Annotated in this window: 9 protein-coding genes; 1 reads left to right on the plus strand and 8 read right to left on the minus strand. The window is 51.6% G+C overall.

Features of this window, described 5'->3' with window-relative positions; genetic code table 11:
• The 6 genes from pta to ACTHSP_RS13010 form a co-directional block, all read right to left on the minus strand.
• Nucleotides 1-1,370 (minus strand): phosphate acetyltransferase (pta, locus tag ACTHSP_RS12985; protein WP_440346231.1); only part of this gene is annotated, 1,370 nt, incomplete at its 3' end.
• Between the two features lie 161 nt (nt 1,371-1,531).
• The gene (gene prfA / locus ACTHSP_RS12990) at nt 1,532-2,608 is read right to left on the minus strand and encodes a peptide chain release factor 1 (protein ID WP_440346232.1); all 1,077 of its coding nucleotides are present in this window, start codon (nt 2,606-2,608) and stop codon (nt 1,532-1,534) included.
• Nucleotides 2,609-2,762: 154 nt separating this feature from the next.
• Complete coding sequence (locus ACTHSP_RS12995; protein ID WP_314512945.1) at nt 2,763-4,031, minus strand: NRAMP family divalent metal transporter; 1,269 nt, start codon at nt 4,029-4,031, stop codon at nt 2,763-2,765.
• 287 nt (nt 4,032-4,318) lie between these two features.
• Nucleotides 4,319-5,086: a TatD family hydrolase gene (locus ACTHSP_RS13000; protein WP_314512943.1), complete on the minus strand. Its 768-nt coding sequence runs from the start codon at nt 5,084-5,086 to the stop codon at nt 4,319-4,321.
• Nucleotides 5,087-5,099: 13 nt separating this feature from the next.
• A complete protein-coding gene (locus ACTHSP_RS13005) occupies nt 5,100-6,083 on the minus strand; it encodes an asparaginase (protein ID WP_314512941.1) in 984 nt (327 codons plus the stop codon).
• 66 nt (nt 6,084-6,149) lie between these two features.
• Nucleotides 6,150-6,812, minus strand: coding sequence for a DedA family protein (locus ACTHSP_RS13010; protein WP_314512939.1), 663 nt, complete (start codon nt 6,810-6,812; stop codon nt 6,150-6,152).
• Between the two features lie 249 nt (nt 6,813-7,061).
• Here ACTHSP_RS13010 and ubiD point away from each other — a divergent pair, with 249 nt between their 5' ends.
• The gene (ubiD, locus tag ACTHSP_RS13015) at nt 7,062-8,540 is read left to right on the plus strand and encodes a 4-hydroxy-3-polyprenylbenzoate decarboxylase (protein ID WP_440346233.1); all 1,479 of its coding nucleotides are present in this window, start codon (nt 7,062-7,064) and stop codon (nt 8,538-8,540) included.
• Nucleotides 8,541-8,806: 266 nt separating this feature from the next.
• Here the strand turns inward: ubiD and ACTHSP_RS13020 are convergent, their stop codons facing one another.
• Both ACTHSP_RS13020 and rpsO read right to left on the minus strand, forming a co-directional pair.
• Nucleotides 8,807-10,900 carry an AsmA family protein gene (locus tag ACTHSP_RS13020; RefSeq protein ID WP_314513011.1) on the minus strand — a complete coding sequence of 698 codons (2,094 nt, stop codon included), beginning with the start codon at nt 10,898-10,900 and terminating at the stop codon, nt 8,807-8,809.
• A 176-nt stretch (nt 10,901-11,076) separates the two neighbouring features.
• Nucleotides 11,077-11,265, minus strand: a 189-nt coding sequence (gene rpsO, locus ACTHSP_RS13025) for a 30S ribosomal protein S15 (protein WP_440346234.1), incomplete at its 5' end; no start/stop codon positions are given.

The raw sequence follows: 11,265 nt of genomic DNA on the forward strand, positions 1-11,265 counted from the left end.
TTGGCGCTGCGTTGTACGGCTTTGTAAGTACAGTTGCCGGTGTTGAGGTCTGGGAAAACCAAAACGGTTGCTTGACCAGCGACAGCGCTGCCCGGAGCTTTGGATTGACCGATAGATGGAACGGTAGCCGCATCGTATTGCAACGGACCTTCGATAGCCAAATCAGGGCGTTTTTCTTTCGCCAGTTTGGTTGCTTCGATCACTGCATCGACATCAGGGCCGCTGCCTGAGTTGATGGTAGAGTAGGAAATCATGGCCACTTTTGGATCGATGCCGAAGGCTTTGGCGCTGTCGGCAGATTGGATGGCGATGTCGGCCAGTTGTTCCGGAGTTGGGTTCGGATTAACCGCGCAGTCGGCAAATGCCAAAACTTGGTTGGGCAGCAACATGAAGAATACGCTGGATACGAGGCTTGCACCCGGAGCGGTTTTAATCAGTTGCAGGGCAGGGCGGATGGTGTTGGCAGTAGTGTGGACTGCACCGGAAACCAAACCGTCTACGTCGTTTTGAGCCATCATCATGGTACCTAAAACAACGGTGTCCTGCAGCTGTTTGCGGGCATCTTCAGGAGTCAGGCCTTTGGATTTACGCAATTCGCACATTGGCTCAACGTATTGCTCAACCAAAGAAGCAGGATCGATGATTTCCAAAGAATCAGGCAGGGAGATGCCACGCTCTTTCGCTACGGCTTCAACTTCTTCGCGGGTAGCCAACAGTACGCAACGGGCGATGCCTTTTTCGTGACAGATAGCGGCGGCAGCGACGGTGCGTGGTTCTGCGCCTTCAGGCAGAACGATGCGCATATCGGCTTTGCGTGCGAAATCGATCAAGTTGTAACGGAATTGGGCTGGAGACAGGCGTTTGGCTTCGCGTTTGGCCAAAGCGGATACGTCTTGTAGTTTGTCGCTGGAGCCGAAGAAAGTCAGGCCGGTTTGCTCGGCAACTTGTGCGCCTAAAGCTGCGGCTGCGCCGTCAATGATAAAGCCTTCCAATAAGCCCGGGGAGTTGGTGTAGAGCTGTTTGGTGAGGTTTAATTGTTGGGCGATGGCGGCTGCGTCGGTATTGTCGGATTTCAGCGCCAATACAACGCCTGCGTCCAAAGACAACGCCAATTCGACGTTTTTGCCTGCCAAGAACAATTTGTCCGCATCAGGAGTGATGCCTTCGATAACGAGGTTATCTGCGTTCAATGCTGCAACTTTACCGACAAGTGTGTCAAACCAGTCGTCGCTCTTGCCTTGAGCCAACAGGGCTTCTGTAGTGGAGTCAACGGCTTGGAAAACTTGTGCATTTAATGCCGCTGCAAATGCTTTTGCCGCTGCATCGGCGCTCAGGCCGGTAGATACCGGTGCGATCAGGATTTTTGCCATTTTGTGTCCTCTCTTTCGTTAATTGTAGAAGGGTGTTGCTGGGGCGCAGCTGGTGCTGCATTTTAACACTTCAGGATTGAAGTTTCTTTAATATATTCACGGTCATATTGACATATGTCATCAGGCCGTCTGAAAAGTATAAACGCAATGGACCAAATCCATCAATCCCCCATTGCCGCCAAAAGCTCGGCTTGATGTTCGGCAATCAGGGCATTGGTAATTTCTTCTAAGTCGCCGTCCATCACAAAATCCAGTTTGTGCAGGGTAAGGTTGATGCGGTGGTCGGTCACGCGGCCTTGTGGGTAGTTGTAGGTGCGGATGCGTTCGCTGCGGTCGCCGCTGCCGATCAGGGATTTGCGTTCGGCGGCTTCTTTGGCTTGGGCTTCGCGTTTTTGTGCATCGTTTAAGCGGGCGGCGAGGACTTTCATCGCCTGCGCCTTGTTAGCGTGTTGGCTGCGGCCGTCTTGGCATTCGACCACCATACCTGTCGGCAAGTGGGTAATGCGGACGGCGGAGTCAGTTTTGTTGATGTGCTGACCGCCGGCACCGGATGCGCGGAAGGTATCGATGCGCAGGTCGGCGGGGTTCAATTCGATGTCTTCGAGTTCGTCCGCTTCGGGCATGACGGCGACGGTGCAGGCGGAGGTATGGATACGGCCTTGGCTTTCGGTGGCTGGAACGCGTTGCACGCGGTGGCCGCCGGATTCAAATTTCAGACGGCTGTACGCCCCGAGTCCGATAATGCGGGCGATGACTTCTTTATAGCCGCCCAATTCGTTTTCGTTGGCGGAAACGATTTCAACCTGCCAGCGGTTGCGCTCGGCGTAGCGGCTGTACATACGCAGCAAATCGCCTGCAAACAGCGCGGCTTCGTCGCCGCCCGTTCCGGCGCGTACCTCGATAAAGATATTTTTGTCGTCGTCGGCATCTTTGGGCAGCAGCAGTTTTTGCAATTCGGTATCGAGTTCGTCGATTTTGGCTTTTGCCGCTTCGATTTCTTCGGCGGCAAAGTCTTTCATTTCAGGGTCGGACAGCATTTCTTCAGCATCTGCCAAGTCGCTTTGAGCCAGCTGGTAGTTTTGGAAGACTTCGACGACGGGGGTCAGTTCGGCGTGTTCGCGTGTGAGTTTGCGGTAGTTGTCCATGTCGGACGTGGCTTCAGGCTGACCGAGCAGGTGCGTGACTTCTTCCAGTCGGTCGCTGAGTTGTTGTAGTTTTTCTAAGATAGACGGCTTCATAAATTTTCCAAAATACGGATGCCGTCGAGTGGTCTGCAACGGCGAAATAAGGAGTCATTATAATGGGTTTGAATGAAAATTCAACAAGATATGATGGATTGGAAAGGCCGTCTGAAACTGTTTTGAAGTTTCAGACGGCCTTTTTTATATGGGCTTATTTAGGCGCAGCCAAGATGCCTGTTTGGTTCAGCAGGAACAAAACGGTAAAACCGGTCAAGTAAATCAAACCGATAATGGCAAGGAAGTTCATGCCCATGGTCAGTTTGTGGCGTTTGTCGCCTTTAACGAGGCGGTAGTTCAGCCAAGCGAACACAGGGGCGGCAACGAAGGCGCTGATCATGGCAAATTTGAGCAGTTCCGCCATTGCGCTGTTGAACCAGAAAATCACGGCCAAGCCTGAGCCTGCGACCCAAACGTTCCAAGCGAACAGTTCGACGTTGCCGGTTTTGTCTTTACCGCGCAGCAGGCGTACCGGTTCAGCAATCGCGCGCGCGTAGCCGTCCACTACGGTAATGGTGGTGCCGTACATACAGGCGAAAGCAATAAATGCCACTAATGGACGAGACCAGTCGCCGATGGTCACAGCGTACATATTAATCAGCTGGCCGACATATTTGCCGCCCGCCATTTGCACTTCTTCGCCGTTGCCGTATTGGACATATGCACCCAAGGCGAGGAAAACGACCGCCAACACTGCGCTGGTAATGTAGCCGACGTTGAAGTCAAAAATACCGTCGCGGTAGCTGGAAGGGTTGATACGTTGTTTTTCGGTTACCCACAAAGAGTTGATGGCGGAAATTTCAATCGGTGCAGGCATCCAGCCCATCAGCGCGATGAGGAAGCCCAAGCCGGTCAGTGTCCACGGGGTAGGCTCGATAAAGTCGGGTTTCATCTGCATGCCGCGGGACATGGCCACGGCTGCTGCGGCGACGGTGGCGATGGTCAGGCTGACGATGATGATTTTGGAAACGTTGTCCAATGCTTTATAGCGGCCGCTTGCCAAAATCAGCAGGCAGGAAACCATAATCATGACGGACACCATGCCGGCATCAAAAGTAAGCGACGGGATCGCCATTTTGACGATGGCGGCGGTAACGATGGCGACTGCGCCGGCATTAATCGTTGCCGATGCAATACATAAAATCAAAAATACCCACAAATAAACGCGGCTTTTTTCGGCATAGCCTTCAATCAGGCTTTTGCCCGTGTCCAGCGTGTAATGTGCGCTGAAGCGGAAAAACGGGTATTTGAACAGGTTGGTCAGAATAATAATCAGCGCAAGCTGCCAGCCGTAAAGTGCGCCTGCCTGCGTGGAGGCAATCAGGTGCGAGCCGCCGACTGCCGCCGAAGCCATCATGATACCCGGGCCGAGAGCATTGATTTTGCTCTTCCAGGTGGAAGCGTGTGTATGTTGTTCAGCCATAATTAGTTTCCGCCTTTTTCAGACGGCCTTATTATCAAAAAAAGGCATATTTTAACGTAAATAAAAAGTTTGCCCAATAATATGCGTAATACTTTTTATCAATCAAAGGGAAAATACGGTGTTAAAAAGCCGAGATGACGGAGTGAACGATATTTTGTGCCAAAAACATTTTTTCAGACGGCCTTGTATCGCTTTTTATTCATGAATATGGGGTAGGGAGGGCAGAGTGTGTCGGTTTGGAAACGAAATGGCTGGGCGAGGCTTTTTGATGCCTTGAGGTCGGCATATTAAGGGGAAGTATGGAGCAGGGAATCCACGTTTTGCTCGGTTATTTCAGCTAGTTGCGACAGCGAGATGCCACGCAGTTCGGCTGCAATTTCGGCGATACGGCGGATGTTGGCTGGTGTATTGGTTTTGTGGCCGAGCATGAAAGGACTGTCGGTTTCGAGAACAAAATCCGTGTCGTCTAAGGTTTGTAAGGCGGCACGGACTTTTTTTGCATTGGGATTGAGCAGCAGCGAGCCTATGCCGATTTTGAAGCCGAGTTTCACCAAAATCCGCGCTTCTTCTACGCTGCCGGAGAAAGCGTGAACGATACCGCCTTGTGTGAAACCGGCGGTTTTGACGGCGGCGGCAATGGCGGCAGAGGCTTTCAGATTATGGATGATGACGCGGCGGTTGAGGTTTTGGGCGAGGATGAGTTGGCGGATAAAGGCGTCGGTTTGCGTGTCGCGTTGGGCTTGGGTTTGCTCTTTGCCATAAAAATCCAAGCCGATTTCGCCAACCCATGCTTGCGGATGCCGGATTAATTCTTTCTCTAATTCTTGGAATGCCGCTTCGTTGAGGCCGTCTGAAAACCACGGATGAATGCCCAAAGCGATATGGATGTTTTCAGACGGCCTTTCCAACTGCGCAACGGAATGCCAATCCTTGGGAGATGTAGCCGGTACGATAAAACGCGCTACGCCGGCGGCTTGCGCTTCGGCAAGCACTGCAGGCAGCGTATCGGCAAGTTTGGGGTCGGCAAGATGGCAGTGGGTGTCGGTGAAAGTCATATTAAATGGCGGTTTACAGCAGATTTAATTGACGCAATTCTTGTTGCACCTTATCTGCATTCCAGTCATGGGAAACGGCAAGGGTCATCAGCGCAGTGGCGGTTTCAAGGTTGCATTTGCCGCCGTTGATGATACCTGCCTGACGCAAAGCATCGCCTTGGGCATAGACGGCGGCGGCGCAACCTTGCGGCACTTGGCTGATGTTGAGCAGCAATTTGCCTTGTTGCGTAAAGGCTTGGACGGCTCGGACAAACGCATCGTTGCTCGGCGCATTGCCGTGGCCGTAGCTTTGCAGAATCAGGGCTTGGGCGGAAAGGTGGGGCAGGCCGTCTGAAAGTTCTTGCGCGGCATAACCGGGAATCAGCGTGCGGACGGAAACTTTGGCTTCAGGATTTGGAAGACGCGGTTTGAGGTCGTCTGAATGGTCGGTCGGGGCAATACGGATATTGTGCCAACCTTTGTTTTCCTCCCATTCGGCGAGTGCGCCAAAATGAAGATTGTCAAAACCTGCGGCGGTTTCGGTGCTGACCTTGCTGCTGCCGACGGATGGGAAGAGCTTGCCGTCAAAGGCAATCGCCACTTGTTTGAGATTGAGCGAGAAGGCAGAAACAGCGGTGGCAAGGTTGCGCGGCGCATCGCTGTTGGCGGCATCGTAAGGCCATTGCGATCCGGTCAGGATAACGGGTTTGTCTAAGCCTTGCAGCGAAAGGGCGAAGAGGTTGGCGGTGTATGCCATGGTATCCGTGCCGTGCAGCACCAAAATGCCGTCATAGTCAGGCAGCTTGGCGATAATAAGCTCCAGCCAGTCGTGCTGGTTTTGCAGCGTTACCGCGGAAGAATCGATGAGCGGCTGGCAAACGTGCCATTCGAAATCAAGGCCGTCTGAAAAGGGGGCAAGGGCTTTATCGACGAGAGCGGTGTCGGGACGCAGGCCGGCGCTGCTTTGGGTCATGCCGATGGTGCCGCCGGTGTAGAGGACGAAGATTTTTTGTTTCATGGTGTTTCTGATGAATGATTGAGGCCGTCTGAAAGCGGGGAAGTGTTTCAGACGGCCTGGAATGGTTTATTGATTGGCTTGTTTTTTGGCTTTTGCAGCGCGTTTTTCGTGTAATTTTTCACGGAAGAAGGTATGGCGGCGGTGTTTTCTCCACCAAATCCAGCCGACAATGACTGCGCCGATGCCCAGTACGGTAAAAATACCTGATTGCAGGCTGTGCATTTTTTCCATCAGCCAGTCTGTATTGCGTGCGCCGTATTCGCCCAGATAAATCCAAACCGGAACGGAAATCAGCGCGGCCAAGCCGTCCATCAGGATAAAGCGCAGGTAGGAAACCTTGCGGCTGATGCCTGCGGTCACGAAAACAGCGGTACGCAGGCCGGGCAGGAAACGGGCGACGAATAAAACCCAGTTGCCGTATTTGTCGAATTTTTCCTGTACTTGAGCATAGCGTTTGGGCGTCATCACGCGGGCAATCGGTTTGAATTTAAGGATTTTTTGTCCCCAAATCCGGCCGGCCGCAAACATAAAGCCGTCGCCTACCAATACGCCGAGCATGCCGACGGCAAACATAATATGCGAGTTGGTATAACCCAGGCCGGAAATCACACCGCCGGTTACCAGTGTCAAATCTTCAGGAATCGGCACGCCGAAGCCGCAAATAACCAAAACGAAAAACACGGCCGCATAGCCGTATTCAACGAAAAAAGATTCTAAAATTGCAAACATGGCCGCCGTCCCACGATAAATATTGATTGATGACTGGATTAAGTTGGAATTTTACCAAAGATAAGGCCGTCTGAAAGCAATCACAAGCAGATATTGTTTAAATTTGACGGTAGTTTGCAAAAAATCTAGAAATTCGGACGTGGAAAGTTGGGATTTGAACAGATTTGGCAGGTACAATAGCCGCTGGTTTATCTTTCAAACCCGAAATGGCGGTCTGCTTTCAGACGGCCTGTTCAGGAAAATGAAATCATGAAATACAGAGATTTGCGAGAATTTATCGCCGGATTGGAAGCTGATGGCAAACTCAAGCGTATTCAGCATCCGGTGTCGCCGCATTTGGAAATGACCGAAATCGCCGACCGCGTATTGCGCGCCGAAGGGCCGGCGTTGTTGTTTGAAAACCCGATTAAGCCTGACGGTACACGTTATGATTATCCTGTGTTGGCGAATCTGTTCGGCACGCCTGAGCGTGTGGCGCTAGGCATGGGTGCGGACAGCGTGTCCAAGCTGCGCGAAATCGGGCAGACGCTGGCGTATTTGAAAGAACCCGAACCGCCCAAAGGCATCAAAGACGCGTTTTCCAAACTGCCGCTGCTGAAAGACATTTGGAGCATGGCGCCGAACGTGGTGAAAAATGCGCCGTGTCAGGAAATCGTGTGGGAAGGAGAAGACGTTGATTTGTATAAACTTCCGATTCAGCATTGTTGGCCGGAAGACATTGCGTCGCTGGTAACATGGGGCTTGACCGTCACGCGCGGTCCGCACAAAAAACGCCAGAACTTAGGCATTTACCGTCAGCAGTTAATCGGCAAAAACAAGCTGATTATGCGCTGGCTGTCGCACCGCGGCGGCGCGCTGGATTATCAGGAATTCCGCAAACTCAATCCCGATACGCCGTATCCCGTCGCCGTCGTACTCGGTTGCGACCCTGCCACCATTTTGGGCGCAGTAACGCCCGTTCCCGATACCTTGAGCGAATACCAGTTTGCCGGGCTGCTGCGCGGTTCACGGACGGAGCTGGTGAAATGTATCGGCAACGATTTGCAAGTGCCCGCCCGTGCCGAAATCGTACTGGAAGGCGTCATCCATCCGAACGAAACCGCGTTGGAAGGCCCATACGGCGACCACACGGGCTATTACAACGAGCAAGACCATTTTCCCGTGTTTACGGTTGAGCGCATCACCATGCGCGAAAACCCTATTTACCACTCCACCTACACGGGCAAACCGCCCGATGAACCTGCGGTTTTGGGCGTGGCGTTGAACGAAGTGTTCGTACCGCTTTTGCAAAAGCAGTTCCCCGAAATCACCGATTTCTACCTGCCGCCCGAAGGCTGTTCCTACCGCATGGCGGTGGTCAGCATGAAAAAACAGTACGCCGGACACGCCAAGCGCGTGATGATGGGCTGCTGGTCGTTCCTGCGCCAGTTTATGTACACCAAATTCATCATCGTGGTCGATGACGATGTGAACGTGCGCGACTGGAAAGAAGTCATCTGGGCGGTAACCACGCGCATGGACCCCGTACGCGACACTGTTTTGATGGAAAATACACCTATCGACTACCTCGACTTCGCCAGCCCCGTCAGCGGACTCGGCGGCAAAATGGGCTTGGACGCAACCAACAAATGGCCGGGCGAAACCGACCGCGAATGGGGACGGGTGATCAAAAAAGACCCTGCCGTTACGGCCAAAATCGATGAGATTTGGGAGAGTTTGGGTTTGTAGATGTCGGATTTATTGGAATTTCTACTGCAAATATTGATGGAAATAATTGGGTCTATGTTTGAGGGTACGGTAGAAATATTGAGGCTCGATTGGAGAAAAAGAAACTCTCCAAAAAAGGCTTGATAATGTTGGCCATATGGTTTGTCATCATTGTTGCACTGATTGCGTATATAGTCATTCCTAAGTAAACATCTTATTCTGACAATGTATCTGTTAAAAGGCCGTCTGAAACTTTTTGGGTTTCAGACGGCCTTTGATTTGAAAACCTAGCGCGGTTTGAGCCACTTCCATTGTTCTTGTATGGTTTCTTGTAGGGCTTTTTGTTTTTCTGCAGGCGTGTTCATGCCATTGGTCAAGCGGCTGTAGTCGAGGGTAATGGAAGGGTTTTGTACGGTTCCACCGATTTTGAGGGGAATCGGTTTGTTTTTAGGTTGCAGCACGTTGCTGATAAGCAGGTTTTCCGATAGCTTTTGGGTATTCAAATCGGTATAGCCGCTGCTGACAACGTGCAGACTGTCGGAAAACAGTTCGGTATTGATATGATGGCTGATGCCTTTCTCGATTTCGCTATTGAGGATGAAATGATGGAAAGGGGTTTTAAGGTTGCTGTTGTCGATTTTTTCCGAAGAGATGCCGTTTTTCAGAATGCTGTCCATATCGATGCCGTGCCATGCGCCGTTGGTGATATCGAGGAGCAGGCTGCCGTTTAGGGCTTGTATCATTTGGGCGCGGTCATTGCCGGTGGTTTTAATGTCGATAACGGCGTCGCCGCTGCCGCTGAAGCTGTGGAAACCGAACAGGTCTTGCAGCAGCGGCTGAATTTGTATGCCTTTTGCGTTTTGCTGAAGGTGGTAGGAAGCAGGTTGGGTTGCCGCAATACTCAGGCCTCCCTCGGTTTTGCCGCCATAAAGCCCGGCTTTGAAACGGTGTAGGGCGATATGTTCTTTATCGGCGGTGAGCAGGGATTCGATGTTTTCTAATTGCAGACCGGCAGTTTGAATGCTGCCAATTTGGAGGTTGGCCTCAATGTCGGGCAACCAGGATTTGGCCAGCAGGGAAGGAAGATTCAGTGATGGCTGGGTTTTCAGGTCTTCCAAGTAAGGGGTCAGATTGAGTTTTTGTAAGGCGATACCGGCGTCAAGGTGCGGACGCGGTTGGGCATCGCGTTGGTATTTAAAGGCCAAGGCGAGGGCTTGTCTGTCAAATGCGCCTTTCAGACGGCCTTCCAATGTATTGAGGCTGAAATTGGCCTGTCCTTCGAGGGTGCTGATGAATCGGGGGCGGGGAAGGCGGTTGATGGTGTCTTGCAGGGTGCTGAGGTGTAGTTTGGGCGCATCGATGCCTTTGCCTTTTTGCCAAACCAACGGGCTGGAAAAGGTAAAGTTGGTTTGGAGGCGGTCGTTTTTATGGCTGCCTTTGAGTTCAAAATTGGCGGCGGTCAAAACGGTTGGATAGAGGTTGGTTTTGTCCAGTTTGAATGAACCGTCCCATTGGTTGTTTTCACTGCCGGCGGTTAATGCTCCGTTGAGTGTGTTGAGGTGTAAATAGCCGTTTTTAAACTGCAAGAGGGGCGAGCGTGCGTTGATATGCAAGTTTTGGTAGCCGCTTTCGGCTTGCAGATTGAAGTCGCGCAAAAGGGCGGTTTGGTTTTGCCAATTAAGGCTGCCTGCGATTTGGGCATCCAGCTTGTTTTTGAGTAATACGGTTTGCAGGTTTAATTTGAGGGCGGGAACGCTCCAGCCGGTATCATCTTGTACAAGATGGCCGATGCCTTGCCAATTGATGGGGTTGCCGATGTTTTGCAGTGTGCCGCTGATATCGAATGGACGGCCGTCTGAATCGGCTCTGCGCAGGGAAAATTGCAGATCGTTTAAGGCAATATCTTGTTCTTTATTGTGATAGCGAATGCTGCCGCTATTGATGATGACGCGGTTGAGATGGAAGCTTTCTTTTGATGCATGTTTTTGTTGCAGGCAGGCAGGCAGGTGGTTTTTGGGACCCAATGTCAGCGACGGATTGGAAAGAATCCATTTTTCAAGAATGGGAGCGTCTGACCATAGGCTGCTCCAGCCAAAGCCCATTTTGGACTCGGCAATGTTCAGCGTCGGCGTATCAGGTTCGGAAGATGAAAGGCTGAGGTCTTTTAAAATAAGCGTAGGGCGCGGCAGCCATTTTCTGCTGATATTGGCATTGTATTTAACTTGGCAGCCATGGGCGGAAAAGTTTTTCTGTATGAATGCGTCGATGTTTTCTGTATTGAATATGCGGAACATTAAGGCACTCAATACCGCCGCGAGGCATAAAAGCACGGCAATGCTGAAAACCAGGGTTTTCAGCCAAAATTTTCCTGAGTGCAACATGGAATGAACAGACAATTCAGATTCTCGCTTTGATGGGAGCTTTAAGGAGTAATGGGAAGTTTAAGCCTTGCTGCTTAAGCGTGTGGAAGTATAACACAGAGTGGGCATGTGTTTCAGACGGCATGGGTATATGAATAAAAACACCGCCCAAAGGCGGTGTTGATTTTAAGCATAAATTATTTACGCAGACCCAGGCGGGTAATCAGTGTACGGTAAGTATCAGGCTGAGTACGACGCAGGTAAGACAGCAGGCGACGACGTTGGCTAACCATTTTCAACAGGCCGCGGCGGCTGTGGTGGTCTTTAGGGTTGGCTTTGAAGTGAGGAGTCAGGTCGTTGATGCGGAAAGTCAACAGAGCGACTTG

This window comes from Neisseria sp. P0001.S005, assembly GCF_051963715.1.

Excerpts from the sequence above, each read along its gene's own strand:
- prfA (WP_440346232.1), bottom strand. The coding sequence starts at position 2,608 with ATGAAGCCGTCTATCTTAGAAAAACTACAACAACTCAGCGACCGACTG.
- ACTHSP_RS12995 (WP_314512945.1), bottom strand. The coding sequence starts at position 4,031 with ATGGCTGAACAACATACACACGCTTCCACCTGGAAGAGCAAAATCAAT.
- ACTHSP_RS13000 (WP_314512943.1), bottom strand. The coding sequence starts at position 5,086 with ATGACTTTCACCGACACCCACTGCCATCTTGCCGACCCCAAACTTGCC.
- ACTHSP_RS13005 (WP_314512941.1), bottom strand. The coding sequence starts at position 6,083 with ATGAAACAAAAAATCTTCGTCCTCTACACCGGCGGCACCATCGGCATG.
- ACTHSP_RS13010 (WP_314512939.1), bottom strand. The coding sequence starts at position 6,812 with ATGTTTGCAATTTTAGAATCTTTTTTCGTTGAATACGGCTATGCGGCC.
- ubiD (WP_440346233.1), top strand. The coding sequence starts at position 7,062 with ATGAAATACAGAGATTTGCGAGAATTTATCGCCGGATTGGAAGCTGAT.
- ACTHSP_RS13020 (WP_314513011.1), bottom strand. The coding sequence starts at position 10,900 with ATGTTGCACTCAGGAAAATTTTGGCTGAAAACCCTGGTTTTCAGCATT.